The sequence below is a fragment of the Promicromonospora noduliphila genome, from assembly GCF_056951025.1.
This window is the reverse complement of the sequence record NZ_CM167806.1, coordinates 2,027,657-2,052,709: the sequence shown is the minus strand read 5'-3', so window position 1 is coordinate 2,052,709 and position 25,053 is coordinate 2,027,657. Positions and strand designations below refer to the sequence as shown.

At 72.0% G+C, this 25,053-nt stretch carries 24 protein-coding genes; 12 read left to right on the top strand and 12 right to left on the bottom strand.

All coding sequences use genetic code 11. The annotated features are described in order from the left end of the window. Window positions 1-23 precede the first annotated feature (23 nt). The 3 genes from AC0QU1_RS08990 to AC0QU1_RS08980 form a co-directional block, all read right to left on the bottom strand. Window positions 24-1,268 (bottom strand): M20 metallopeptidase family protein, encoded by a 1,245-nt coding sequence (locus AC0QU1_RS08990; protein ID WP_483576049.1) that lies wholly within the window; start codon window positions 1,266-1,268, stop codon window positions 24-26. 99 nt (window positions 1,269-1,367) lie between these two features. Further along, window positions 1,368-1,850, bottom strand: coding sequence for an NUDIX hydrolase (locus AC0QU1_RS08985; RefSeq protein WP_483576048.1), 483 nt, complete (start codon window positions 1,848-1,850; stop codon window positions 1,368-1,370). Window positions 1,851-1,943: 93 nt separating this feature from the next. After that, window positions 1,944-2,480, bottom strand: coding sequence for an AAA family ATPase (locus AC0QU1_RS08980; RefSeq protein ID WP_483576047.1), 537 nt, complete (start codon window positions 2,478-2,480; stop codon window positions 1,944-1,946). A gap of 270 nt (window positions 2,481-2,750) precedes the next feature. Between AC0QU1_RS08980 and AC0QU1_RS08975 the strand changes: the two genes are divergently transcribed. Both AC0QU1_RS08975 and AC0QU1_RS08970 read left to right on the top strand, forming a co-directional pair. Further along, complete coding sequence (locus AC0QU1_RS08975) at window positions 2,751-3,866, top strand: hypothetical protein (RefSeq protein WP_483576046.1); 1,116 nt, start codon at window positions 2,751-2,753, stop codon at window positions 3,864-3,866. 227 nt (window positions 3,867-4,093) lie between these two features. Next, entirely contained in the window at window positions 4,094-4,579 is a 486-nt protein-coding gene (locus tag AC0QU1_RS08970; protein ID WP_483576045.1) for a DUF488 domain-containing protein, read from the top strand. Between the two features lie 85 nt (window positions 4,580-4,664). Here AC0QU1_RS08970 and AC0QU1_RS08965 read toward each other — a convergent pair whose 3' ends face one another. Further along, on the bottom strand, window positions 4,665-4,937 hold the full coding sequence (locus AC0QU1_RS08965; protein ID WP_483576044.1) for an acylphosphatase: 273 nt from the start codon (window positions 4,935-4,937) through the stop codon (window positions 4,665-4,667). Between the two features lie 23 nt (window positions 4,938-4,960). After that, window positions 4,961-5,806 carry an SDR family NAD(P)-dependent oxidoreductase gene (locus AC0QU1_RS08960; protein ID WP_483576043.1) on the bottom strand — a complete coding sequence of 282 codons (846 nt, stop codon included), beginning with the start codon at window positions 5,804-5,806 and terminating at the stop codon, window positions 4,961-4,963. A gap of 180 nt (window positions 5,807-5,986) precedes the next feature. On the opposite strand from AC0QU1_RS08960, the gene AC0QU1_RS08955 reads away from it, so the two are divergent. Together AC0QU1_RS08955 and AC0QU1_RS08950 are read left to right on the top strand one after the other, a co-directional pair. Beyond that, window positions 5,987-6,817, top strand: coding sequence for a helix-turn-helix transcriptional regulator (locus AC0QU1_RS08955; protein WP_483576042.1), 831 nt, complete (start codon window positions 5,987-5,989; stop codon window positions 6,815-6,817). Between the two features lie 75 nt (window positions 6,818-6,892). Further along, window positions 6,893-7,417: a 2'-5' RNA ligase family protein gene (locus AC0QU1_RS08950; protein ID WP_483576041.1), complete on the top strand. Its 525-nt coding sequence runs from the start codon at window positions 6,893-6,895 to the stop codon at window positions 7,415-7,417. Between the two features lie 124 nt (window positions 7,418-7,541). On the opposite strand, the gene AC0QU1_RS08945 is transcribed toward AC0QU1_RS08950, so the two are convergent. After that, on the bottom strand, window positions 7,542-8,066 hold the full coding sequence (locus tag AC0QU1_RS08945) for a CGNR zinc finger domain-containing protein (RefSeq protein WP_483576040.1): 525 nt from the start codon (window positions 8,064-8,066) through the stop codon (window positions 7,542-7,544). A gap of 26 nt (window positions 8,067-8,092) precedes the next feature. Here AC0QU1_RS08945 and AC0QU1_RS08940 point away from each other — a divergent pair, with 26 nt between their 5' ends. After that, window positions 8,093-8,362 (top strand): hypothetical protein, encoded by a 270-nt coding sequence (locus AC0QU1_RS08940; protein WP_483576039.1) that lies wholly within the window; start codon window positions 8,093-8,095, stop codon window positions 8,360-8,362. Window positions 8,363-8,518: 156 nt separating this feature from the next. Here AC0QU1_RS08940 and AC0QU1_RS08935 read toward each other — a convergent pair whose 3' ends face one another. Then, complete coding sequence (locus AC0QU1_RS08935; RefSeq protein ID WP_483576038.1) at window positions 8,519-10,177, bottom strand: FAD-binding oxidoreductase; 1,659 nt, start codon at window positions 10,175-10,177, stop codon at window positions 8,519-8,521. Between the two features lie 171 nt (window positions 10,178-10,348). Then, window positions 10,349-10,816, bottom strand: a complete 468-nt coding sequence (locus tag AC0QU1_RS08930; RefSeq protein WP_483576037.1) for a hypothetical protein — start codon at window positions 10,814-10,816, stop codon at window positions 10,349-10,351. A 155-nt stretch (window positions 10,817-10,971) separates the two neighbouring features. Between AC0QU1_RS08930 and AC0QU1_RS08925 the strand changes: the two genes are divergently transcribed. From AC0QU1_RS08925 to AC0QU1_RS08910, 4 genes are all read left to right on the top strand, one after another. After that, on the top strand, window positions 10,972-12,261 hold the full coding sequence (locus AC0QU1_RS08925; protein ID WP_483576036.1) for a sensor histidine kinase: 1,290 nt from the start codon (window positions 10,972-10,974) through the stop codon (window positions 12,259-12,261). Then, window positions 12,246-12,899, top strand: coding sequence for a response regulator transcription factor (locus AC0QU1_RS08920; RefSeq protein ID WP_483576035.1), 654 nt, complete (start codon window positions 12,246-12,248; stop codon window positions 12,897-12,899). Before AC0QU1_RS08925 ends, AC0QU1_RS08920 begins: the two co-directional genes overlap by 16 nt. A gap of 145 nt (window positions 12,900-13,044) precedes the next feature. Next, on the top strand, window positions 13,045-14,778 hold the full coding sequence (poxB, locus tag AC0QU1_RS08915) for a ubiquinone-dependent pyruvate dehydrogenase (RefSeq protein WP_483576034.1): 1,734 nt from the start codon (window positions 13,045-13,047) through the stop codon (window positions 14,776-14,778). Between the two features lie 242 nt (window positions 14,779-15,020). After that, a complete protein-coding gene (locus tag AC0QU1_RS08910; protein ID WP_483576033.1) occupies window positions 15,021-16,070 on the top strand; it encodes a hypothetical protein in 1,050 nt (349 codons plus the stop codon). Between the two features lie 324 nt (window positions 16,071-16,394). Here AC0QU1_RS08910 and AC0QU1_RS08905 read toward each other — a convergent pair whose 3' ends face one another. Beyond that, window positions 16,395-17,705 (bottom strand): glycosyltransferase, encoded by a 1,311-nt coding sequence (locus AC0QU1_RS08905; protein WP_483576032.1) that lies wholly within the window; start codon window positions 17,703-17,705, stop codon window positions 16,395-16,397. Between the two features lie 77 nt (window positions 17,706-17,782). On the opposite strand from AC0QU1_RS08905, the gene AC0QU1_RS08900 reads away from it, so the two are divergent. Beyond that, entirely contained in the window at window positions 17,783-18,430 is a 648-nt protein-coding gene (locus tag AC0QU1_RS08900) for a TetR/AcrR family transcriptional regulator (protein WP_483576031.1), read from the top strand. A gap of 691 nt (window positions 18,431-19,121) precedes the next feature. Here the strand turns inward: AC0QU1_RS08900 and AC0QU1_RS08895 are convergent. Beyond that, window positions 19,122-19,628 carry a GNAT family N-acetyltransferase gene (locus tag AC0QU1_RS08895; protein ID WP_483576030.1) on the bottom strand — a complete coding sequence of 169 codons (507 nt, stop codon included), beginning with the start codon at window positions 19,626-19,628 and terminating at the stop codon, window positions 19,122-19,124. Window positions 19,629-19,682: 54 nt separating this feature from the next. After that, window positions 19,683-20,366 (bottom strand): TetR/AcrR family transcriptional regulator, encoded by a 684-nt coding sequence (locus tag AC0QU1_RS08890; RefSeq protein WP_483576029.1) that lies wholly within the window; start codon window positions 20,364-20,366, stop codon window positions 19,683-19,685. 85 nt (window positions 20,367-20,451) lie between these two features. On the opposite strand from AC0QU1_RS08890, the gene AC0QU1_RS08885 reads away from it, so the two are divergent. After that, complete coding sequence (locus AC0QU1_RS08885; RefSeq protein WP_483576028.1) at window positions 20,452-21,333, top strand: SDR family oxidoreductase; 882 nt, start codon at window positions 20,452-20,454, stop codon at window positions 21,331-21,333. 396 nt (window positions 21,334-21,729) lie between these two features. Here the strand turns inward: AC0QU1_RS08885 and AC0QU1_RS08880 are convergent, their stop codons facing one another. Further along, window positions 21,730-23,832, bottom strand: coding sequence for an HNH endonuclease signature motif containing protein (locus AC0QU1_RS08880; RefSeq protein WP_483616477.1), 2,103 nt, complete (start codon window positions 23,830-23,832; stop codon window positions 21,730-21,732). Window positions 23,833-24,281: 449 nt separating this feature from the next. Here AC0QU1_RS08880 and AC0QU1_RS08875 point away from each other — a divergent pair, with 449 nt between their 5' ends. Continuing rightward, window positions 24,282-24,965 carry a DUF4232 domain-containing protein gene (locus AC0QU1_RS08875; RefSeq protein WP_483576026.1) on the top strand — a complete coding sequence of 228 codons (684 nt, stop codon included), beginning with the start codon at window positions 24,282-24,284 and terminating at the stop codon, window positions 24,963-24,965. Window positions 24,966-25,053 lie beyond the last annotated feature (88 nt).

Here is a 25,053-nt window from a genome sequence, read left to right as displayed (position 1 = left end):
CTCGCCGAGCGAGCGGCCAAGGGCTACCCGCGGCGCGGGATTCCGGCCGCCTGGAGCGGCGCGGCCGCGAGCTTCGTGAGGGTCGCGACGGCGAGCTCGGCGAGGGCCGCCGCCTGTTCGCCGAGCACCGAGTCGTCGAACCGGACGGCCGCGGAGTGGTTGGACGGCGCGCCGCCGGCGGGAACGTCGTCCGGGCGGGCGCCGAGCTGGATGAAGCAGCCGGGCACCCGGTCCAGGACGTAGGAGAAGTTCTCGGCGCCCATGATCGGCTCGGGCCGCTCGACGATCCGGTCCGGTCCGTACAGGCCGGCCAGGACGGTCTTGGCGTGCTCCCACATGGCGGCGTCGTTCACCGTCACCGGGTACTCCGGCTGGAAGGCGACGTCGGCGGTGCAGCCGTGCGCCGCGGCCACACCCTCGACGAGCCGCGGCAGCTCGACGGTCAGCTGCGCCAGCGACGCGCTCGACAGGGTGCGCACCGACGCCACGAGCTGGGCCGTGGCCGGGATGACGTTGGACGCCGTGCCCGCGTGGAGCTGACCCACCGTGATCACCACCGGGTCGAACACGTTGATCCGCCGCGTCACGTACGACTGCAGCGCCAGCACGATCTCGGCGGCGACCGTCACCGGGTCGACCGACATCCAGGGCGACGAGCCGTGCCCGCCCTTGCCGTGCACGGTCACGTTCAGGAGGTTGACGCCGGCCCACGCCGGGCCCGGCTTCGAGACGAACAGGCCCTTGTCGTACAGGCCGGTCACGTGGATGCCGAACGCGGCGTCGACGGGCGTGCCTGCCGCGTCCAGGACGCCCTCCTCGATCATCGGCAGGGCGCCCCCTGGCCCCTCCTCGCCGGGCTGGAACATGAAGACGACGTTGCCCGTCAGCTCGGCCTTCCGGGCGCTGAGCAGGCGGGCGGCGCCGACGAGGCCGGCCACGTGCAGGTCGTGCCCGCACGCGTGCATGGTCCCGATGGTCGAGGCGAACGGCTCACCCGAGTCCTCGGCGATCGGCAGGCCGTCCATGTCGCCCCGCAGCAGCACCGTCGGCCCCTGTCCGGTAGGCCCAGGCACGTCCCCGTGCAGGACGGCGACCACGGAGCTGAGCCCGGCACCGGTGGTGATCTCCAGCGGCAGACCGTCCAGCGCTGCCAGGACCGCCGCCTGGGTCTGCGGCAGGTCGAGGCCGACCTCGGGATGCCGGTGGATCCGCCGCCGCAGGGCGACCAGGTCGTCGAGGATCAGTGCCGCATCGTCCGTCAGGCCCACGCTGTCAGTTCTCCAGGGATCGAGGTGTTCGTATCTTCGCCGGCCGGTCCAGCCGGTCTGGCCGGTCCGGCCGGTCCGGCCGGTGTCAGCCTGCCGTGGCTAGCCCGGGACGGCGTCGGCCAGACGGTCGATGAACGCGGCCTGCGCGCTCACGACGAGGCGCCGTGCGTCGTCGGGCGCGAACCAGGCGACGCGGTCGATCTCGGGGATCTCCATGCGCTTGCCCGACCGGGGCGGCCACTCTATCTCGACCGTGTTGCTCCTGATCTGGGCCAGGTCGGGCCCGGGCTCGGGCCACTCGCGCGCCCAGGCGTGGACCGTCTTGCCCGCGCGCTGACGCACCTCGCCGAGCTCGACGTCCGGCGCCGACGACGGCGGCAGCTCCAGCCCGAGCTCCTCGCCGGCCTCGCGCAGCGCCGCGGCATGGGGGTCCTCGCCGGGTTCGAGCTCACCCTTGAGCACGGTCCACGCGCCCTCGTCCTTGCGGGCCCAGAACGGCCCGCCCATGTGGCCGAGCAACACCTCGAACCCGCCGTCGGGCAGCCGTCGGTAGGGCAGGAGGCCTGCGCTCGTCGTCGCCATGGGTCCCAAGGTATCGAGTCCGGTAGTCGACAGGTCTGGTGGTCCAACGAGCCCGCATGCCGGCGACGGCGAGAACTGCTCCGCCGGCACGCGTCAAAAAGCGCCGCGGGTGGTTTGCGGGTGAGAAACCACCGCGCCCAAGAACCTCTCGACGGTCTGGTCGGGCGATGACCCCTGTCCGACGACGATCTCCTCCTCGACGCCGAGCCGGTCGTCCGGCACCCACCACTCCGCCATCTCATCGGTGGTGAACTGCGCGGACTGCGGCCGGGTCGCATGCCGGCGCGCCGTCTCCTCGAACGAGACGTCCAGATACCCGAACACCGTGCTCCCGGCGTGATCATGGGCTAACGCGCGCAACATCGCCCCGTACCGGGCACCCGTCAGGATCCCCTCCAGCACCACGTCGTACCCGGCGTCCAGCGCATGCCGGACGACGGCGTCGATCAGGCCGATGTTGACCGCACCGGGCAGGTCCTTCTCCCACAGCAACGTGCGACGCACGTAGTCCTGCTCGACCAGCGCCGTCCCGCGCCCCATCCGCTCGCGCAACGCGCGGGCGACGGTCGACTTCCCCGCCCCGGACGGCCCGCGCACCACGATCAGACGGGTCTCCCGGCTACCGGTCACACCTGGACCCTACCGGCGCCGTCACGTGAGTCCTCAACGCAGGGCTTGATCTCAACCCGGGCTTGGTCGGAGGCTTCGCGAGTGCAGCCCTCGTTCGAGCACATCTGCTCACGGCCAGATGGAGCGCGGCAGCGAAGCGCCCGAGGCTGCGCTCCCAGCGGAACACCGTCGGGCGGATAGTGGTCAGGCCCATGTGTCACGGGCCGTCGAAGAGAGTCGAACCAGGTCAGCTCGAATTGTCTTCACCAAACCGGCCGCTACGGTGTGCTCATGAGTGGTGATTCGACCACACCCCTCGGAGCCCATGACAACGGATCGGGCGCTCCAACAATAGATGGCGCTGTGCAGTTGGGGCTGATCGTTCTTGAGATACTGATCAGCGAATTCGTTCAGGGTCCCGCCCGGCGCTGGTTGCTTCTGGCAACGTTCGCGCTGCTGGCGGCCTTATGGTTGTACCCGCGTGGAAGGCGATTCCACCACAGAGTGCTGGCTCAGTCAGCACGCTGGCGACGTGTCGCTGCTCGAGGCGTCTCGGTTGTACTGGCTCTCGCCTACGTCGTTCTGACGATCTCAGTGGAAGCCGACGGGTTTTGGCCGACATTAGCGACCGCCATTTTAGTGAGTGGAGCCGCCACCCTAGCACTTCGGGAAGTTCTATCACCGCGACCGACCATTGGGGCAACCCTCGTTGCACTTGCCGCCTTGTTGTTCGGCATAGTGACGCTACAGTTTGGCTTCACACTCATTCATTATGAACGGTTCCTAGGGGCCTTCATACTGACACTGGCAACTATGCCACTTCTGCTGACCATGAGGCTCCTGAGCGGCCGAACAGCTCTCACGGGTTACGCGTTTATCGTAGGCGGGATTGCCTTCCTGGTGTTCGGCGTAAACGGATTGTTCAACAGACTGGATCTTGACTCCATGAGCATGGTCATATTCGGTCTCGCCATGGCGGGGATCGCTATCGCCGTATTGCGAGATAGTCCAGTTATGCTCGCCCTCGTGTGCCTGCCATCCAGTGTCGCCGCCCTGTTGGTCAGCGTCATCCAACTGCACGAAGGACACGGCGCTTTCGGCATCGTTGGCCCAGTGTTCGCCACTGCCCTCTTGCTAGTCAGCCTTACCGCCCCGCGCAACAGGTCATTGTTCACGAAGACCGACTCGGCCGCGGCGGGTTTCGCACTGTTGCTGTTGGGCCTCCAGGGCCTACATCTCACTTTCGTGGCCCTGCAAGCAGGCCTGACGATTATCACCATGACGTCACTCGTTCTTAGCACAGCCGCCCTTGCACCCGGCGTCGGTGTGTTCGTGCCCCCAGACTCATTTCGTCGGTGGTGGGTCCGGCTGCGTTCTTACTTGATGGAACGACCGAACATCGCATAGTCGGACCTCACCTTTCCTGGCTATCGATCACGGCCCGGACCCTACCGCCGCTGTCGACCTGATCGCCGGTACGCCGCGGTGCTCCGGGCGGATCGCGATAGGCGCCGACGGACCCCGGCACGACGGCGACCTGGCGGCACAGCCGGCGTCGGGCATCGATAACCTGGAGGCCGTGCTGGACGAAGCCAGCCCGATGCGCGGCGCGCAGCACGAGAGCGGGAGTTTCGATGCGGAGACTGGCGACGATCGGCGTCTACGGCTTCGACGTGGAGTCGTTCCTGGACCAACTGCGGCGGGCAGACGTCCGCCTGCTGCTCGACGTCCGGCAGCGCCGCGGTGTGCGCGGAGCCGAGTACGCCTGGGCGAACTCGGCTCGGCTGCAGGCGGCCCTCGCCGAGGCCCGGATCGCGTACGCGCACCACCCCGAGCTCGCCCCGACCACCGAGCTCCGCCAGCTCCAGTACGCCGAGGACGACCACCAGGGGGTCGGCAAGCGGTCACGTCGTGAGCTCGCCGCCGAGTTCATCCGCCGCTACACAGCAGAGATCCTCGACGCCGCCGACCTCGCGCCGATCCAGTCGGCACTGCCGAGCACCGGGGCCGCAGCGCTGCTCTGCGTCGAGGCCGATCCAGAGGCCTGTCACCGTTCACTGATCGCCCAGCGACTGGCCGAGCAGCACGACGTCGCGATCGAACACCTGCGCCCGTCCTGACGCGGTAGTTCCTGCTCGAAGAGATCCAGCCCGTTCCCGGGTGACCAGGCGGGGATTGCGTGCGCGCGGTCGGCGTCAGGCCCGCTCAGTGGACGACCCGGAACCCCGTCTCCCCGCGCGGCGGGACCTCCGCGACGTCCACGGCGCTCACGCCCGCCGCCGTCGGCCCCTCGCGCAGGACGGCGACCAGCGCGCCTACCGCGTCCGGCTCGCCCTCGACCTCCGCCTCGACGGTGCCGTCCGGCGCGTTCCGCACGAATCCGGCGACGGGGAGGCCGCGGGCCGCGTCGACCACGGTGGCGCGGAAGCCGACGCCCTGCACCCTTCCGTGCACCGTCACCCGAACCCGCTGGACCATACGGCCAGCATAAGCAGCGTGCCCTACCCCGGCCGCACCCCCGCGATACCGATGGCGCGCGAGACGACGGCGTCGGAGACCGGGTCGGGCAGGCGGCCGACCATGGGCAGCAGTCCAGCTCCCCGGCCGGCGGTGTACAGCGTGCGCGGCCGCGGTGTGGTGATCGCGCGGACGAGCACCCGCGCGACCGAGGACGGGTCCGCGAGCGCCATGCTCGCCGAGGCCCGGCGCACGGCGTCGATCATCGGCCGGTAGGCCGCGACCACCCCCGGATCGGCCCGGCGGTAGGACCGGTCGGCCGCCTCGCCCGCCAACGCGAAGATCGGCGTGTCGGTGCCGGTCGGCTCCACGATCACCACGCGGACGCCCCACGGGGCCAGCTCGCCGCGCAGCGCGACGCTCAGCGACTCCAGGGCGGCCTTGCTCGCCGAGATCGGCCCGCCGTACGGCACGGCACGCCGCGCCGTCGGCGCGGTGACGTTGACCACCCGGCCGTGCCCGGCGCGAAGCTGCGGCCCGAACGCCCGCACGACGGCCGCCGGGCCGAAGACGTTGACCCGGAACTCGCGCTCCAGCTCCGTGCCCTCGACCAGCTCCAGCGGGCCCTCGACGATCAGGCCGGCGTTGTTCACGACGGCGTCCAGCGTCCGGCCGCCGAGCCGACGCTCGACCTCGGCCGCCGCCTTGTGCACCGACTCCTCGTCGGTCACGTCCACCACGACGGGCTCCACGCCGTCGTGCCCGTCGAAGACCGCCGCACTGCCCAGGTTCCGCACCCCCGCGAAGACGCGGTGGCCGCGCTCGGCCAGCATGCGCACGGTCGGGACCCCGATCCCGCCGGTCGCTCCCGTGATGAAGACGCTGCTCATGGTCGTGCCTCTCTGTGGCAGGTCGAGTCCGTTGGGGGCCGGACGACGAGGGCGCCGTCCCGACCCGTGACACGAGCCTCGCCCGGGCGCCGACGGGGCTCCAGATGCGGCTTGTACTGGTAGCAGGACCACCAGGATCCGGACAGGATCCGGACCGGGCGGTCTGCGACGATGGATCCCGTGGTCGCCACGGATCAGCACCGGGAGCTGGGCGAGTTCCTCCGCAGCCGCAGGGAGCGGCGTCGCCCGCAGGACGTCGGACTGCCCGCGGGCGGACGGCGCCGCACGCCCGGCCTGCGACGCGAGGAGGTCGCCCTGCTCGCCGGCCTGAGCGTCACCTGGTACACCTGGCTCGAGCAGGGACGGGACGTGCGCGCCTCGCGCCAGGTGCTGGCCGGCCTGGTCGACACCCTCGGGCTGGACGACGTCGAGACGGCGCACCTGTTCCGGCTCGCCGGCGAGGTGCCGCCGCGCGAACCCGAGCCGGCCGCACGGGCCGTGGCCGGCCACTACCGGGCGCTCGTGGACCGGCTCGACCCCAGCCCGGCCTTCCTGCTCGACGACCGCTTCGACGTCGTCGCGTGGAACCGTGGCGCCGAGGTCCTGTACCCCGACCTGCCACGCGTCGACCCGGCGCGGCGGAACATCCTGTGGCTCACGTTCACCTCCGACGAGCTCCACGCGGCCTCCGACGACTGGGCGTCCGAGGCGGCGCAGACCGTGGCCTTCTTCCGGGCCCAGGTCGGCCGCGACGTCACCGATCCGCGCATCGCCGAGCTGCTCGCCGGCCTCCAGGCCACGAGCGACACCTTCGCCCGGCTCTGGCACCGCAAGGACCTCGCCGCGCTGGCCGGGCACGACCGCACCGTCCACCACCGCAAGCTGGGCGACGTCACCTTCACCCTCTCGAAGCTGCGGACCCTGGACGGCCGGCACACCCTCGTCGCCTACGTGGCCCCAGACGGCTCGGACCTCGCGCAGCAGCTCGCCGAGCTCGTGGACGACGCCTGAGCGGTCCCGGCGCCTGAACGCCCCGGCGGCCGAACGGTCCTGCCGCGCGAGCGGCCGTCGTCCTAGGCTGGCACCGTGGCACTGGCCGTATGCCTGCTGTTCGACAGGCCGACCGAGCGGGTCCTGCGCCGGCTGTGGCAGCGACTTGAGGCCGACGGCGTGCCGACGCTCGCCACGCACACCCACGGCAGGCACGTACCCCATCTGTCCCTGGCGGTGCTGCGCTCGTGGGACCTGGACAAGGTGCGCGACGCCGTCGAGGCGCTGCCCGACGCCGGCCCCACCACGGTCCGCTTCGACGCCGTCGCCGCCTTCCGGCGCGGCCGGATGAGCCTGGTCCCGGCCGTGACGAGCGCGCTCGCGGCGCGCCAGGAGCAGGTCGTGGCGGCCCTCGGCGCGACGGACGACGAGCTGCACAAGCACTACGTCCCGGGTATCTGGACGCCGCACGTCACCGTGGCGACCCGCGTACGGCTGGAGCAGACGCCGCTGGTGCTCGAAGCGGTCTACGAGATCGTGCCGCTGACCGGCACGCTGACCCGCGCGGCGCTCGTGGACGCCGGCACCGGCGCCGTGCACCCGCTCGCCGTCGTGCCGTGACGGCGCCTCCTGACGCGAACCGTGCGCCGCATGCGCCGGCCCCGTCCGGGCCCACGCGCACCCACGCCAGGCTCACGCGCGCCCACGCCAGACTCGGCCGGACCCACGCCAGACTTACCCGTACCTACGCCAGGCTCGCCCGCTCCCGGTGCCGCCGGACGGCGGCCCGGTTGGCGCACCGCACCGAGCAGTACCGCTGCCGCCCGTTGCGGGTCACGTCGACCACGACCTTGGTACACGGCTCGGAGGCGCAGCGCCCCAGCCGGTGCATCCCGCGCGTGACCAGGTGCAGCGAGGTGCCCACGCTGATCACGGCGCGCAGCACCGAGGACAGCACCTGGTTCTCGTCCCGGTAGTGCAGGTGCCAGCCCTCGCCGTCGTGGTCGGTGAGGCGCGGATAGGCGGCGACGGCGGCCATCTGGGCGTTCAGCAGCACGGCGCGCTCGTCCGGGGCCGGCGTGTCCACGATCCGCAGCCAGTCGTCGACGACCAGGCGCGTGCGGGCGTGGTCCTCCGGCTCGTGCCGGAACTCCATCGTCATGCCGAACTCGCGCGTGCGCGCCTCGATACCCGCGCGGTCGGCGGGCCAGTCGTTGGCCAGCGACGCGGCCAGCAGCACCGCGTACTCGCCGTAAGGGTTGAGATGCACAACGCCATTACACCATCGTGGGGCACGTGACCACGACCAGCACCAGCACCGCATCGCCAACACCATTGCCATCGCCCGCCGCCACCCGCGAGACCCGGCACGAGCACTCGTGGACCACCGACTCCCGCCATCCGACGTCGGCCGGAGACGTGCTCTACGTGCGGTGCGCCGTGTGCGGCACGCACCGCGTGGACCTCCAGGCGCACCGGGAGACGCCGCCTGCGCCGCTGAGCAGGGCGGTCGGCACCCCCTCTGCGACACGGACGGCGCGGCGCCATAGCGGCCAGGCGCCGTAGGGACGCCGTCCGACGCACGGTCACCCTGGGTCCACCGGCACACGCTACCGCCCGCCGATCCGGTCCAGCTCCGCGACGTCGTCCGCGCCGAGCACGAGGCCCGCGCCGGCGAGGTTCTCCCGCAGGTACGCCACCGACGACGTAGCCCTGAAGCCCCTAGCCCGGCAGCCTGACCGACAGCGCGTGGTGGAACACGTCGCGGGGATCCCAGCGCGCCTTGACCTGCTGGAGCCGCGGGTAGTTGTCCTTGTAGTACAGGGCGTGCCACGGGACCCCGGACGTGTTCCAGCTCGGATCGGCGATGTCGACGTCGGGATAGTTGATGTAGGAGCCGTCGTTGACGTCGTTCGGCACCGGCACGCCGCCGGTGTCCCGGTACATCGCGCTGTACCAGCGCCGGATCCAGTCCAGGTTCGCCTCCTCGCGGTCCGGGTCGGTCCAGGTCACCGTGTAGAGCACCTTCATGATGCTGTCCCGCTGTGCGGTGGCGGTCGCGTCCGGCGCCACCGTGCCGACCCGGCCGCCGTAGGACACCAGCAGGAGCATCGCGCGCTCGTTCTGGTGATCGGTGCTGGTCAGGTACGTGTAAGCGGTCCTGATCTGCTCGTCGGTCAGCCGCCTCCGCAGGTAGGCGGCCTTCGCCTTGAACGTCCCGGACTCGTCGTCCTGGCTCAGCGACCCGGCCTTCACCGCGGCCAGCCACGGCGTCCGGGACGGCGGCGCGACGGTGACGGTGCCCGGGACGCCGTCAGTGACCTCGGCGACGTAGTCACGCAGGAGCGCGTCCGCGCCGGGCAGGGTGCCGTCCATCGTGGCCACCATGCCGAACCCGCCCGGGTCCTCGCCCGTGTTGCGCCGGCTGATCAGCATCGGGCTGAACAGGCTCGCGTACCGGGAGCCCGGCGCGCTGTTGCGCTCGTGCCACTCGCCGTAGTTGCGCAGCAGCCGGTGGAACGACTCGTCGGTGAGGTCACGCCAGCTCCAGCCCACCTGCACGCCGAGCGTCACGGCGGGCGGCCTGGGGAGCAGGCGCGCCGGGTCCGTGCCCGTGGCGCCGGGCGTGCGCATCCAGTACCGGGTGACCACGCCGAAGTTCCCGCCCCCGGCACCGGTGTGCGCCCACCAGAGGTCCCGGTTCTCGTCGTCGGGCTCCCGGGTCGCGACGACGGTCCGGGCGCGGCCGGCGCGATCCACCACGACGACCTCGACGGCGTACAGGTAGTCCACCACCGAGCCGAGTTGCCGGGACAGCGGGCCGTAGCCGCCGCCCTGGATGTGGCCGCCTGCGGCGACCCCGCCGCACTGGCCGCCGGGGATCGTCACGCCCCAGCCCAGGTAGAGCCGCTGGTACACCTCCCACAGGGTCGCACCGGGCTCGATCATGAACGCCCGGCGGCGCCGGTCGAACGCGACCCGGCGCATCGCGGACAGGTCGATGATCACCTCGGCGCCGTCCCCCACGAAGTTCTCGTAGCAGTGCCCGCCGCTGCGGACGGTGACCTGCTTGCCGGCGCGGACGGCGTCGTCCACCGCCCGCTCCACCTGCTCGGTGGTGGTGGGCAGCCGGAAGTACTCCGGGCGCGGGAAGAACCGTTCGCTCGTGCGGCGCAGCACGAGGTCCTCGTAGCGGGCGTCCCCGCGCGGGATCAGGGCCGAACCGGCTCCGCTCTCCCCCGCGGCCAGGTCGGCGGAGGCCTGGGCGCCGGACGCCTCCGTGCCGGCCACGGCCGCGCCGCCCAGCACCGCACCTCCGAGCGCCGCACCGCCCAGCGCGGCGGTGCCGGCGATGAATCCCCGACGGGTAGGACCAGACATGTGCTTCCTCGATTCGCTGTTGGTGGTGCTCTGCTGTGTTTCTCCGGTGGTGTTTCACCGGTGGCGTTTCACCGATGGCGTTTCACCGATGGCGTTTCACCGATGGCGTTTCACCGGCAGTGCTTCTTGGTGGCGGTTCCTCGTGGTGCTTCGCCGGCGGTCCGCGTGCGCCTAGACGTCGTCCGCGAAGGCCGCCCGGAGGTGTCGGTTCCCGGAGGCGACCGCCGTCGCGACGGCGAAGACGCCGACGACGAGGCTCGCGATCCGCAGCCAGAGCGGATAACCCGGGACCACAACGGCGATGACGAGGAATCCGAGGGACTCGAGCCAGGCGAAGACGCGCAGGATCCGGTACGACCGCCGCTGCCCGCCCTGGGCGCTCACGGCGAGCGCGTAGATGATCCCCGCGATGAGGGCGACCACGCCGCAACGGATCCAGGCGCCGACGGCGCTCCCGAGGCTCGCGTCCCGGAGGACGACGAACGAGGCGGCGAGCACCAGCACGCTCACGCCGAGGTAGGCCAGTGACCAGGACTTGAGGGTGCGGAACGCCCGGCGGGCTTCCGGCTGCTGCAGGCGCTGCGCGGGGACCTTGCCGCCCGCGCCGACGCCTCCGGGCTGGAGGATGTTGATGACCATGGACGAGTTCCTTTCGCTCGCCACCGACGCTATGGAGCACCCGGGCGAGCCGGAATGCGTCTGGCCCCACGACCGGGGTGGGTCTGGCCCCACTCCTGGCCCGATCTGCGCTCGATCTGCTGCGCGCACGGCAGGCCGGCCGGAAGAATGGGGCCATGCCCCTGCCGTCCGGCGCACGGTTCCTCGCCGTCCCTCGATCGCTCGCCGAGGGGCTGGTGCGCTCGCTCGCCCTCGTCGTCCTCACGGGGCTCCTGCCCGCGATCTGGGTGGCCGCGGCGGTCTACTTCGCCGACCTGATCGGGCGCGTGGTGCCCGTCGCCTGGTGCGTGGTGGGCGTCGCGGGGGCCAGCCTCGTGCTGCTCACCCGGCCCGTGTGCCGGGCAGCGCGGTTCCTCGTCCTGCGCTGGACCAGCACGGAGGTCCCCGCCGCCTACCGTCCGCTGGTCCCGGTGACCCGGATGGCGACGGGCTACTGGTGGAACGGGTACGACTACCAGCGGCTCCGCTGGGTCTCGGTGATCCAGCGCTGGATCCGGACGCGCGTGCAGGACCCGGCGTCCTGGCGGGACATGCTCTGGGTGCTGGTCGCCCCGCTCACCGTCGGCGTCGCCGCGGCGCTGCCGGTGGCGCTGATCGGCGTGGGGGCCGTGGAGCTGGCCGCGCCGACGTCGCTTCGCCTGCCCGGACCGGACGCGTCCCTCGCGGTGTCGTCGGCCGTTCTGGGTGTCCTCCTCCTGCCCGTGGGCTGGCGGGCAGTGGTGCCCGTGGCCCGGCGCCTCCTCGGCCCGTCCGTGCTCGTGCGGCTCACCACCCGGATCGCGACGCTGGTCCAGGGCCGCGCCGATCTCACCCAGGCGCAGGAGGCCGAGCTGCACCGGATCGAGCGCAACCTCCACGACGGCGCCCAGGCGCGGCTCGTCTCCATCGGCCTCTCGATCAGCGCCGCCGAGCGGCTGATCGACAGCGACCCGGCCCAGGCCAGGGTGCTGCTCGGCCAGGCACGCGAGACGTCGCTGGTCGCCCTGCACGAGCTCCGTGAGCTCGTGCACGGCATCGCCCCGCCGGTGCTCCTGGAACGCGGGCTGGTCGACGCGGTCCGGGCGCTCGCCCTCGACGCGCCGGTCCGGGCGGTGGTCCGGTCCACGCTCGACCACCGGCTGGAGACGCCGATCGAGTCCGCCCTGTACTTCACGACGGCGGAGCTCCTCACCAACGCCGTCAAGCACTCCCGCGGGTCGGCCGTCGACATCACCATCGACCCCACGCGCGCGGGCGTCGCCGTCACCGTCACGGACGACGGGCACGGCGGAGCCCGCCTCGGACCAGGATCCGGCCTGGCCGGGATCGAGACCCGGCTCAGCGCGTTCGACGGCACCCTGCGGATCGCCAGCCCGCCCGGCGGCCCGACGCGCATCACCGTGGAGGTGCCGTGCGCATCGTCGTAGCGGAAGACCTCTACCTGCTGCGGGACGGACTGGTCCGGCTGCTTGAGGCGTACGGCCACGAGGTCGTCGCCGCCGTCGGCGACGGCCCCGCGACGGTACGGGCGCTCACCGAGCAGCGGCCGGACCTCGCCGTCGTCGACGTGCGGCTGCCGCCCACCTACTCCGACGAAGGGCTCCAGGCGGCCCTCGAGGCGCGCCGCACGCGGCCGGACCTGCCCGTGCTGGTTCTGTCCCAGCACATCGAGCAGCTCTACGCGCGCGAGCTGCTCGCCGACGGCCGCGGCGGCGTGGGGTACCTGCTGAAGGACCGGGTCCTCGACGCGGAGCAGTTCATCGAGGCGGCCGAGCGCGTCGCCCAGGGCGGCACCTCGCTCGACCCCGCCGTCGTGGCGAAGATCCTGAACGCCGGCGCCACCTCGCCTCTCGACGCGCTCACCGACCGGGAGCGCGAGGTCGTCGCGCTGATGGCCGAGGGCCTGTCCAACCAGGCGATCGCCCAGCGTCTGTACCTCAGCGAGGGGGCGATCAGCAAGCACACCACCGCGCTGTTCGCGAAGCTCGGCATCGCGGCCGACGGCAACAGCAACCGGCGCGTCCTGGCCGTACTGACCTATCTCGGCGCCGCAGGGACCGGCTGAGGGGCGCCTCTGCCAGTCGCCTCCGTCGCCTGCGTTGCGACGTCACCCGCCCCGGCCTACGTTCGAGGACATCGCCTGGCTCCCGAACAGACGTGACATATCGCAGACGTGACATATCGCAAAGGCCGGCCGAGGGGCGCACACCATGACGAACGTTGCCGAGACCATCGTGGAGATCATCGAGGACGCCGGCGTCGAGCGGGTCTACGGCCTGCCGGGCGACTCGCTGAACGGGTTCACCGACGCGATCCGCCGCAGCGCGGGGATCACCTGGCAGCAGGTGCGGCACGAGGAGGCCGCCGCGTTCGCCTCGGCCGCCGAGGCGGCCCTGACCGGCGAGCTCTCGGTCTGCGCCGGGAGCTGCGGGCCGGGCAACCTGCACCTGGTCAACGGGCTCTACGACGCGAACCGGAGCCGGGTGCCCGTGCTCGCGATCGCCGCGCACATCCCGGTGGCCGAGATCGGCAGCACGTACTTCCAGGAGACGCACCCCCAGGAGCTGTTCCGCGAGTGCAGCGTCTACAGCGAGATGGTGAGCGTGCCCGAGCAACTCCCCCGCGTGCTGGAGATCGCCATGCGGACGGCGGTGGAGCGGCGCGGCGTCGCCGTCGTCGTCGTGCCGGGCGAGATCTTCCTGGCCGAGAGCGCCGGACGCCGCAAGTCGGCGCCGATCCGCGCCACGCGGAGCGTCGTCCGCCCGGGCGACGACGAGCTGCGGGCGGCGGCCGACCTCCTGAACGCCGCGAAGAAGGTGACCATCCTGGGCGGCGCGGGCACCGAGGGCGCCCACGCGCGCGTGCTCCAGCTCGCCGAGCGGCTCAAGGCGCCCATCGTGCACGCGATGCGCGGCAAGGAGTTCCTCGAGTACGACAACCCGTACGACGTCGGCATGACGGGCCTGCTCGGCTTCGCCTCGGGCTACCGCGCCATGGAGAGCTGCGATGCGCTGCTGATGCTCGGCACCGACTTTCCCTACCAGCAGTTCTACCCGTCGAAGGCGAAGATCGTGCAGGTCGACCTCCGGGGCGAGCAGCTCGGGCGGCGCACGCCGGTCGACCTGGGGCTGGTCGGCGACGTCGGCGACACCATCGAGGCCCTGCTCCCCCTGCTCGACGAGCGGCGCAGCCGCAGGCACCTCGACGCCTCGCTCAAGCACTACGCGAAGGCGCGCAAGGACCTCGACGAGCTCGCCGACAACGACCGCAACCGCGAGCCGATCCACCCGCAGTACGTCGCGCGGCTGGTCAGCGAGCTGGCGAGCGACGACGCGGTGTTCATTCCGGACGTCGGCTCCCCCGTCGTCTGGGCGGCCCGGTACCTGACGATGAACGGCAGGCGGCGCCTGATCGGGTCGTTCAGCCACGGCACCATGGCGAACGCCGTGCCGCACGCCATCGGCGCCCAGTCCGCATTCGGTGAGCGGCAGGTGGTCGCCCTGTCCGGCGACGGCGGCCTGGGCATGCTCTTCGGCGAGCTGCTCACCATCCGGCAGCACGGGCTGCCCGTGAAGATCGTGGTGTTCAACAACTCGTCGCTGAACTTCGTCGAGGTGGAGATGAAGGCGGCGGGCTTCGTGAACTACGGCACGGAGCTCGACAACCCCAGCTTCGCCGACGTCGCGAACGCCATGGGCATCCACGCCCGGCGGGTCGAGCAGCCCGACGACCTGGAGGGCGCCCTCCGCGCCGCCTTCGACCACGACGGCCCGGCGCTGGTCGACGTCGTCACGGCCCGGCAGGAGCTGTCGATCCCGCCGGCCATCTCGGCCCAGCAGGTGCGGGGCTTCACGCTGTACGCGATCCGCACGATCTTGTCGGGGCGGGGCGACGAGCTCGTCGACCTCGCGGACACGAACGTGTTCCGGCGGCTGTTCGACTGACAGGCGGCTGACGGCGGTCGGGGCTCCGGCCGGGGCTCCGGCCGGGCGCCGCCGCTGCTCGGCTGGACCGGCGCACGGCTGGGCCGGCCGGGGCTCGCGCGGTCTTTTGTTGATGATCCTTATCATCCTGTTGACGGCACGACGCCCCAGGTCAGAGATTCGTCTCCGACAGGCCCGGCGCGGCACTCCCGCGCCGTCGCGCAGCGGAGCGCGGCGGCCGCCCGGGCCGGACTGGAGGCACCGTGGAACCAACTGTGGAACCAGACCGCAAGCTCCTGATCGACCGGCGGACTCTGCTCGACCGAACCGTGCTCGACCGAACCGTGCTCGACCGGCGGACCCTGCTCCTCGGCGCCGCGACCCTCGGCTCGGCCGCCGCCCTTGGCGTCGGTGTCGCCGCCTCGGCCGCCCCGGCCGCCGCCGCGGTGCCGGGCTTCCCGACCTTCACCCGGCTCGGCGCGGCCCTGGACAAGTCCGCGCTGGCCTACAACCCGACGGGCGAGATCATCTTCCCCTCGGTCCGGCACGTCGCCGGCAAGGTCCGCAACCCGCTGGGCGCCTGGTACATGTACTACGCGCCGCACGACGCGCCCGGCGGCATCTGCCTGGCGTACGCCGACTCGCTCGCCGGTCCCTGGCGGGAGTATGCAGGCAACCCCGTCATCGCCAACACCTGGTCGCCGCACTACTCCGTGAGCCACGTCTCCAGCCCGCACGCGGTGTGGAACGCCGCCGACGGCCTGATCTACCTGTTCTTCCACGGGGAGAACACCATCACCCGCGTGGCGACGTCGTCCGACGGGCGCAGCTTCACCTACGGCGCCACGGTGCTGACCACGGACATGCTGCCCTCGAACGTCACCGAGACCTCCTACGCGCGGGTGTTCCCCCACCCGACCAAGTCGGACACGCAGATCATGCTGTTCATGGGCGCCCAGGCCGGGACCCGCAAGATCTTCATCGGCTGGTCCAACCGGCTCGCCTCCGGCTGGCAGTTCAAGCAGGAGCCGCTGATCTCACCGGTCGCGGGCGAGGGCGGCCAGCTCTCGGGGGCCCACTACTGGTCGCGCAACGGCGGCGGCCATGTGGTCTACCACAGCGGCGCAGGCACCATCCACGTCGCCGACGTCGGCACGAGCTTCGACCGCGAGAACCACCTCGGTGTGCTGTACACCGAGCCGGTCGCCACCCGGGCCGCGGCGCCGAGCTTCGCTGAAGAGGGCGGCCGCCTCTACATGTACTACGAGGCCGGGGCGCGCGGGAACACCAACATCGCCGTCGCACGGGCCTGACGCCACCGACCCGGCCGGGCTCTTGGCTGAGCCTGGGCCGGGTCCTGGCCTGGCCGGGCCGAGTCCGGAACAACCGGGCGTAACCCGGTGGTCACCGTCGTCGAACCGAACGTTGCGCGTGGATCGGCGCCCAGATCGACGTGTGCCCTTCGGTTCGACGCCGTCGGCGACCAGCAACTTTCGGTTCGACGCCGTCGGCTCCGAGGAACTTGCGGTTCGACACCGACCGCGACCGGCAGCTTGCGGTTCGACGCCAACCGCGACCAGCAGCTTGCGGTTCGACACCGACAGCCCCGAGGAACTTGCGGTTCGGCCCCAGCGCGCCTAGCGGGTTCCTGGCACCGAGCGGCCGGAGGACCGGCTGAGCCCGTCGACCACCTCGGTGATCACGCGGATCCCGCCCGACGCCGCCATCCGCTCGGCCATGGCCCGGCTCGCCGTCCGGTACCGGGGGTCGTCGATGACGGCGCGCACAGCCCGGCGCAGCGCCTTCGGGGCCACATGCTCGGCGCGGAACCGGCGTCCGACCCCGGACCAGGCGATGCGCGCACCCACCTCGGCCTTGTCCTCGTGCCCGCCCGTCGTGACGATCGGCACGCCGTACCGCAGCGCGTACTGCACGCCGCCGTAGCCCCCGTTCGTGACGAACGCCGCCGTCCTGGGCAGCAGCTCGTCGTAGGGCAGGAACTCAGCGGCCCGCGCGTTGTCCGGCAGCGGCGGGAGCGCGGTGAGCGCGACGCCGCCGGTCGCGACCACGACGAGCACGTCCTCGTCCGCGAGCGCCTCCAGCGTGGGCCCGACGAGCTGGCCGAGGTCCTTGTTCGCGATGGTGCCCTGGGTGACGTGCACCACCGGGCGCGACCCGTCGAGGTCGCCCCACCACTCGGGTAGAGGGGCCCGCGACCCCGACGCCGAGAGCGGGCCGGCGAAGCGCAGGTTGGCGGGGGCGTCCGAGAGCGGGTACTCGAACTCGGGCACCGTGAACTGCACGACCGCCTCGGCGCGCCGGCCCCAGTCGAACGTCGGGAAGCCCAGCGGCCTCCCGTGCAGCTCGCGGGAGATGCCGTCGGCGATGTCCTGGGAGCGCGCGAACACCAGACGGTCGACGAGCGCGTGCAGGGCCGCGTTGCGCAGCCGTCCGAGCGGGCCCCGCGTGGGTGGGAGCCCCATGGTGAAGGGCGCGGTGTCGCGGCTGGTGACCAACAGCGGGCAGATCCCGCACATGACGATCGGCGGCCGGGCGCCGACGGGGTGGCCGAGCAGGAACGCGCTGCCCGCGAACATGGGGTCGGTGAGCAGGACGTCGGCGGGTTCGGCGGCGTGGAGGGACATGACGGCGTCGTACTGGGGGCGGCCGGGACGGACGAAGATGTGCTCGACGTCGTGCGCGCCGGCCCGGGGGCCGCGGAGCCTGGCACGCTCGGGGAAGGTGGCGTTGAAGTCCTGCCGGTCGTCGAAGTCGGCCTCGGGCGGGAGGGGGACGTGGGTGGCGCCGGTGGCGCTCACGACGTCGGCGAACCGCGCGCCGGTGAGGAACCGGACGCGGTCGCCACGGTCGACGAGCTGGCGGGCGACGGTGAGGAGCGGCGTGACGTGGCCGTGGATGGGGACGCTGGCGATGAGGACGGAGGTCATGGCTCTGGCCTGTCTGGGGCGAGGCGGCAAATTGGGTACGCCCTAGTAGTATTGAATTGCACGGAACAGGAGTCAATGTGTCGTCGACCGATTCACCCACCCGTCGTTACCGGTCGGAGCTGCGCACGCGCCAGGCGGCCGAGACCCGCGCGCGGATCGTCGCGGCCGCCACCGAGCTGTTCGGCGAGCTGGGGTACGCGGGCACCACGCTCGCCAAGATCGCGCAGCGGGCGCGGGTCTCGGTCGAGACCGTCCAGAAGGCGGGCCCCAAGGCCGCGCTCATGCGCGCGGCCATCGAGGTCGGCTCGTTCGGCGTCGAGGGCGAGGTCGACTTCCTCGAGCTCGACGAGGGCAAGGCCTTCCTGGCGCTCACCGACCCCGACGGCCTGGCGGAGTTCTTCGCTGAGATGGTCACCGGGCTCAACGAACGCGTCGCCGGGGTGTGGATCGCCCTGACCGGGGGTGCCGCCCTCGACCCGGAGCTGAACGGCTACTACCGCGGCATGCTCGCGTCCATCCACGGGCAGGTGGAGCAGATCCTGCGGGTGGTGGCCGAGCGCGGCTGGCTGCGCGACGACGTGCCCTTCGAGGAGGTGCTCGCCGCGACCACCGTCCTGACGAGCGTCGAGACGTACCTGCGCTACGTGCGCCTCGACGGGCGCCCGCAGGCGGAGTACCACCGGTTCGTGGCGCGGACGATGCGGGAGACGGTGCTGGCGCGCTAGGCGTGAGCGCGCCGGCCGTCGTCCCGCGAGGCGCCGAGGATCTGCCGGGCGGCTCACGAGACCTTGCCGAAGGTCCGCGGCCGCGTCCCAGTGCACCGGGCCACCCGGCTGCCCGACGGCGATCCGGTGTCGGGCCTCGTCGGCGACACGCCGCGACGCACCGAGCATCGAGCCGAGGTCTCGCGCCCACGACAGCGCACCTGCCCACGCGGCGGCCCGGTCCGAACCGAGGAGCAGGTCGGCCAAGGTCGGCAGGCCGTCACCGAGGTCGGACATGACGACGATCCGGTGCTCGTCGTCCACCGCGAGCAGTTCTGGGGTCGCGCCCAGGAGCGAAAGACCCACGCTCTCACGCGCGAGCTCCGAGCCCGTCACGAGGAACTGCTTCACGACGACGCTGCCGCCGTCCTCGGTGCGACAGCGCAGCACGCGCGAACGGCGCGACCCGCCGAGGTCGACCGGGTCGGTGAGCTGGCGTCCGAGCGCTGCTGCGGCGAGGCGGACGGTGTCGTCGCAGGTGAAAGCGGGCAGGGAGACGGAGCCAGACATTGCGACAGTGTCGCTCGGGAGCATGGTCGCTGCACGAACATTTTCGGTCCTGGTCCCTGCTCCCTGCTCCCCGGTCCCCGGTCCCCGGTCCCGAGGACGGTGCCTGCTCCAGATCCTTACGGCGGTCAGATCCTTACGGCAGTCAGCCGGCGGCCACGCCGCCGGCCTCTTGGTCGAGCTGTGCGTACAGGAGTCGCTCCTCGTGCTCGAACCCGTTCCGTGAGTACATGTCCACCGAGCCCGGAGAGGTGTGGACGGTGACGTGCTCCGCACCGTGCAGCGCAGCAGTCGCCAGGACCGCACGGACCAGCCGCCCGCCGATCCCGCGGTCGCGGTGCTCGGGCATGACGTAGCAGGACTGCAGGTCGCCCGACCACCGCTGGATCGCTCCGACCTTGGGCACCCGCGGCGTCAGGGCGAGCCACGCCATCCCGATCACCTGCTCGCCGAGGACCGCGACGTGCGGTACGTGCGTGTCCCGGTGCGCCCGGGCCCAGTCGGCTGCCTGGGGAACGTAGTCGGCATCGTCGTCCGCCACCTCGACTCCTTCCCGCTCAGCGGTCCACAGCCAGCGCAGCCGCACGGTCTGCTCCAGCTCGCCGTCCCGTGCGACCCGAACCTCGATCCGTTCAGCAGCGCTCTCGACCATGCCGGAAGCCTAGTTCGCCCGGTACGGCCGCCAGGGCAAACTCTCTTCAGGCCGTCAGCCCAGCGACTTGCTGGCGGCGCGGAGCGCGTCGAGCTCCGCGAGGGCGTACCTGGCCATATCGTCCCTGTCCTTGCTGTCGGCCGCGTCGTCGCCGTCACCCTCGTTGTCGGCAGCGCCGTCCGCGGTGCCGCCTGCGGTGCCGTCCGCAGCGCCGTCCGCGGTACCGCCGTCCGCGGTGCCGGCAGCCGCCGACCACTGCGCGAAGGCGCGCTTGAAGGCGAGCGCGCCCAGCTCGGCCGCGAGGTGCGCCGTCGTCTCGGGCAGGCCGCGCGCGACCAGAGCGTCCGACATCGCGGCGGCGAGGCCCACGTTCTTCAGCGCGTCGCGCTCCTGCAGCTCGGCGCTGGCGGCGACAGCGGCCTTCAGCCGAGGAGCCAGCTCGCGGTTCATCGGGCCGAACGCGCTCGACGCACGCTCCAGGCCCGCGGCGACCGCCTCGAGCGGGCTGGCGCCGTCGGGCGCCTCGGCGATCCCCTCGGCCAGCAGACGGCTCAGCGCCTCCTGACCCGCCGCCAGCAGCTCGCGCTTGTCCGGGAAGTGCCGGAAGAAGGTGCTCTTGGTGACGCCGGCCCGCTGGGCGATCTGCGCCACCGTCGTCTCGTCGTAGCCCTGCTCGGTGAACAGGTCCACGGCGGCCACGACGAGACGCTCGCGCGCCCCTGGTTCCCATCTGGCCATGCGACCATCCTACGTGATGGGACAGTTGTCCCATCACTCTGCTACATTGATGGGACAAGAGTCCCATCACTTTCGGGGGTACGTCATGCATGTCTTCGTCACCGGCGGCACGGGCCTGATCGGGTCCGCCGTCGTCGCCGAACTGCTCGGGAACGGCCACACCGTCCTCGCGCTCACCCGCTCCGACGCGTCGGCGCGGGCGGCCGAGGAGGCCGGCGCCGAGCCACTCCGGGGCAGCCTCACCGACCTGGACACCCTGCTCGCCGGCGCCGCCCGGGCCGACGGCGTGCTCCACCTCGCGTTCGGCAACGACTTCAGCAGCGCCGACGCCGTCGCGCGGTGCGTCGCCGAGGAGGGCGCCGCCCTCACGGCCCTCGGCGAGGAGCTGGCCGGCAGCGACCGGCCGTTCGTCGTCGTCTCGGGCACTCCGGCAACCGCGGGCCGCGTCACGACCGAGGCCGATCCGCCGTCGACCAGCGGACCGGTCGGCGGTCGCGGCCGCGCCGTCATGGGTGTCCTGGATCTCGCGTCGCGCGGGGTCCGGAGCTCGGCCGTCCGCCTGCCGCGCACCGTGCACAACCGGGGCGACGGCGGGTTCGCGGGCATGCTCGCGCGCGTCGCCCGGCAGACCGGGGTGTCCGGCTACCCCGGCGACGGCACCCAGCGCTGGCCGGCCGTGCACGCGCTCGACGCCGCGGCCCTCTTCCGGCTGGTCCTGGAGCAGGCGCCGGCCGGTACGTCCTGGCACGCCGTCGCCGACGAGGGCGACCCGGTCCGTGAGATCGCGACGGTCATCGGGCGACGGCTGGGGCTGCCGGTGGAGTCGGTGCCGGTGGAGACCTTCGGGTCCCTCGGCCCGATCTTCGCGACCGACCAGCCCTCGTCGAGCGCCCACACCCAGGAGGTGCTCGGCTGGAAGCCGACGCGGCCCAGCCTCCTGGCGGACCTGGAGAACCTCCAGCCCTGACCGGTGGCCGCTTGAGGCTTGGGGCTTGGGGAGGATCGCTGTGGATTGGTGACCTCGGTGAATCGGTGACCTCGGTGGCGCGCTGTTGACCCGCTCCTGTCGGGGCCGCCCCGGCGGTTAGGTGTTGAGCATCTGCTGTTCTGGTCGGGTCGCTGGGCCGCTGAAGCCGTTGGGCCCGCCGGGTCGCCGATCCCGCCGACCTCGCCGAGCTCGCCGGGCCTACCGGGCCGTCGGGCCGTCGGGCCGTCGGGCCGTCGGGCACGGGACAGCCTGGCTTACGCCGCGTACGGTCCGCTGGGTCTGCCGGCCCGCCGGGAGCCTGGGCCGCCGGACCTGTCGTCAGCCGGCTTCGGCGGCCGGTGGGTCTGCCGGGCCGCCGTGCCTGCCGGGCCGCTGTCAGGCGGCTTCGGCGGCGGGTGGGTCCGCGGGTGGTGGGTCGGCGGGTGGGTCGGCGGCCGGCGGGTCCGCACGGTTGGCGGGGTTGGTGTCGGCTGGTGGTGGGGTGTCGATGGCGTCGGGTAGGTGGATGTGGTGTCCGTGGGCGTCGGTGAAGGCCCATCCGGTCTCTACCAGGGCCCCGACGGCACTGGTATTGGTGGTGGGTTTGCCGGTCCAGTGCATGGTGATGCCCCGCGTGTCTACCAGGGCATGGTGGTGCCAGCACAGCAGGGCACTGTTCGCCACGGACGTGTCTCCGCCGTCGGCCCAGTGCTTGACCGCATGGTGGACCTCGCACCTGGATGGTGGTTGGTCGCATCCGGGGTAGACGCAGTGCTGGTCCCGAGCAATGACCGCGCGGCGCATCTGCCCGGTCACGGTCCGCTGGGCGCGTCCGACGTCCAGGACGGCGCCGTCGGGGCCGAACACGATCCTCGTGACGGCACTGTCACACGCCAGGCGGCGCAGCAGGGCGCGTGGGACCCGGCCGCCGGTCTCGGTGAACACCGCACCACCCGAGGCCAGGAGCCCGGACACCGGCGGCGGTGTGCCGGCCGTGCCCCAGCCCGCCATGTCCCAGCCCGCCATGTCCCAGCCCGCTGCGTTCCAGCCCGCTGCGTTCCAGCCCGCTGCGTTCCAGCCCGCTGCGTTCCAGCCCGCTGCGTTCCAGCCCGCGACTTGCAGCCGTGTGGTGCGGGGGCCGCTCGTTCCCGCCAGGCCCGCCCCGCCACCGCCGGCCGAGCCCGTGACGCCCGCCGCCCCTGCGCCCGCGGTCCCTGCGCCCGCCGTGGCAGTTCCGCCCGCGATGCCCGTGGCGCCTGCCGTGGTACTTCCGCCCGCGATGCCCGCCGTGATCGTCGTGATCGTCGGGCCTGTCGTGCCTGTCGGGCCTGTCGTGCCTGTCGGGCCTGTCGTGCCTGTCGCGCCTGTCGTGCTCGTGGTGCCCGTCGTGCCTGCGCTTGTGGTGCCCGCCTGGGTCGTGCGGCTGGGTGCGGTCTGTCCGCAGGTGACGCAGAGGCCCTGCCGGGTGCGGGTGATCTGGGTGACCAGCTCGGTCCAGGACACCGTCACGTTCAAGTGCGGCGCGATCGCCGCCCCCGGCGAGGCCTGATTGGCATCCAGCACGACCCGGGCCACGTCCGCCAGGCCCTGCGCCCGACGCTGGGTAGGCGTGCGGGTGTCCTCCGCGGCCGGTGCGCCGGTGACCGCGGTGATCGCGGTGGTGACCAGCAGGCCGTGCTCATCGGTCAAGAACCCGGCCACGTGATACCCGCCCAGCGTCTTGGACAAGTCCAGGAACTCACCCGCAGCGGCCTTGTCATCCTCGACCTCATCGGTGTCCGGGTCGGTCACCGACGCGAACCGGCGCGCCACGATCCGGAACTGGTCCGCGTTCAACACGCCCGCCTCACGTAGGACCGCACCCTCCCCCGTCACCAGCGTGCCCTCAGCGACCGCGTCCTGGAGGACCTCGGTGATCAACTCACGCGTTGCCGTCCCGTCCGGGTCATCCGCGGGGTCGGGGACGTCCACCGGCACGGTCTGCACGAACAGCTCCGGCGTGGTCGGCTGGCCGGTGCGGGTGTCGATCAGCCAGGCCAACGCGTCCTGCCGGGTCGGGCTGGTCGGCGCCTCCTGCGTCATCACCCGCGCATGATCCACACCCAGCTCACCCGACACGAGCCGCTCCCGGGTGGCCGGCAGCACGGTGGCCAGGCGGCGCGCGATCGTCATGTCCTTGCTCGCCGTCGCAGCCGACACACCCTCGTGCAGCCGCAGCCAGGTCGTGAACGTCCTGGCCATCCCACCCGACCGCCACGACCCCTCGGCCTCGATCCGCGGCAACAACGTGTACCGCACCCCATCCAGGCGGCCCGTCACCCGACGGACCCGGGTGTGCGCCTCCACCAACCGGGCCACCGAGGGCGCACCCCACCCGTCCAACACCTCCGGACCGACCAGGGTTGCCAGGTCATCGACCGCGGCCTCGATCCGGGCCACCGCCTCCTCAACCGTCGCCGGGGGCAGACCACCAGACACCGCACCGTTCGCCGACTCCACTGGTCCCCACCCCCGCCCGTCCCGTCGTCTGCTGGCCCGTCGTTGTTCGCTGACCCCATTCTCTCGAACATCGGTGCCATCTGCACGCACCATCTGAAATCTGTGGATAACCCTTCACCACACCATCGAGACGCTCCTGAGATACGTTCAGCAGCCATGCAGACCAGTGCGCGCCAACGCGGAGGACCTGGAGAGACCCGATGCGGTGTGGGCGCCTCGGACCGTGCTCATCGCATCGTTCATCAGGTAGATGCCCTTGACGCAGAAGTCGCCGCCGGGCACGCCCCAGGCCGGTTCCGTGCTGTCGAGATCCAGCACCAACGGTGCGGACTCCCGACGATTGGAGACGGCGCAGCGGCGACATCGCGAGGCCCCCAGACATCTGACAGCATCGGAAAGGTCGCTGAGCTGGTTGCGGCTGGGTCGAGTCGGGTCAAGGGGGAACTTGCGTGATCAAGCGGAAGATCGTCGTCACCGCATGCTGCACCGCGGGAATCGCGGCACTGCTCATGACGGCGGGGTACTCGGCCGGCGCCACCAGCGGTGAAGGCGCGTCCGATACGCCGACGCCGTCCGCCGGCTCGTCGTCGGCCAGCGAGACGGCGAGCGCCCCGCCCACGGACCAGACGCCTACAGAAGAGACACCCACAGAAGAGACACCCGAACCCAGCTCGGGCCCGTCGGACGAGTCGGCAACCCCACGGTGCCTGACGCCCGACCTGGCCGGGAGCGTCGAAGCGGTGGAGGGAGGCGGATCGGCCGGCCACTACGAGGTCGCGATCGTCCTGAAGAACGAGGCCGCTGCCCCGTGCATCCTGCAGGGCTGGCCGGGGGTGTCCTTCGTCGGGGAGGGGGACGGCAAGCAGCTCGGCGCCGCAGCGACACTCGACCGGTCGAGCCCCCACGGCTCGGTGACACTCGACCCGGGATCTGCCGCCCACGCCGACGTCCTTGTCGCGAACGCCGAGAACTACGGGGACGAGTGCGGCCAGACGCCTGCGGACGGGTTCCGTGTCTACCCACCAGGCGAGAAGCGTTCGCTGTTCGTGCAGAACGACGAGCTGACGCTCACCGCGTGCACCAACCCGGACGACGAGCTGCTCGACGTCCAGGCATTCCAGCCGGGGGGCTGAGCGGAGCCTGAAGCAACGAGCCCGGAGCAACGAGCCCGGAGCAAGCAGGGCTGGTCCGGCCGCTCCCCTGCACCGGCCCGGCCGTCGC

Bases quoted from the DNA above. Each gene is read 5' to 3' on its own strand.
- AC0QU1_RS08925 (WP_483576036.1), top strand. From the start codon at position 10,972: ATGCCCCTGCCGTCCGGCGCACGGTTCCTCGCCGTCCCTCGATCGCTC.
- AC0QU1_RS08975 (WP_483576046.1), top strand. From the start codon at position 2,751: ATGAGTGGTGATTCGACCACACCCCTCGGAGCCCATGACAACGGATCG.
- AC0QU1_RS08890 (WP_483576029.1), bottom strand. From the start codon at position 20,366: ATGGCCAGATGGGAACCAGGGGCGCGCGAGCGTCTCGTCGTGGCCGCC.
- AC0QU1_RS08905 (WP_483576032.1), bottom strand. From the start codon at position 17,705: ATGACCTCCGTCCTCATCGCCAGCGTCCCCATCCACGGCCACGTCACG.
- poxB (WP_483576034.1), top strand. From the start codon at position 13,045: ATGACGAACGTTGCCGAGACCATCGTGGAGATCATCGAGGACGCCGGC.
- AC0QU1_RS08895 (WP_483576030.1), bottom strand. From the start codon at position 19,628: ATGGTCGAGAGCGCTGCTGAACGGATCGAGGTTCGGGTCGCACGGGAC.
- AC0QU1_RS08885 (WP_483576028.1), top strand. From the start codon at position 20,452: ATGCATGTCTTCGTCACCGGCGGCACGGGCCTGATCGGGTCCGCCGTC.
- AC0QU1_RS08930 (WP_483576037.1), bottom strand. From the start codon at position 10,816: ATGGTCATCAACATCCTCCAGCCCGGAGGCGTCGGCGCGGGCGGCAAG.
- AC0QU1_RS08965 (WP_483576044.1), bottom strand. From the start codon at position 4,937: ATGGTCCAGCGGGTTCGGGTGACGGTGCACGGAAGGGTGCAGGGCGTC.
- AC0QU1_RS08970 (WP_483576045.1), top strand. From the start codon at position 4,094: ATGCGGAGACTGGCGACGATCGGCGTCTACGGCTTCGACGTGGAGTCG.
- AC0QU1_RS08960 (WP_483576043.1), bottom strand. From the start codon at position 5,806: ATGAGCAGCGTCTTCATCACGGGAGCGACCGGCGGGATCGGGGTCCCG.
- AC0QU1_RS08935 (WP_483576038.1), bottom strand. From the start codon at position 10,177: ATGTCTGGTCCTACCCGTCGGGGATTCATCGCCGGCACCGCCGCGCTG.
- AC0QU1_RS08985 (WP_483576048.1), bottom strand. From the start codon at position 1,850: ATGGCGACGACGAGCGCAGGCCTCCTGCCCTACCGACGGCTGCCCGAC.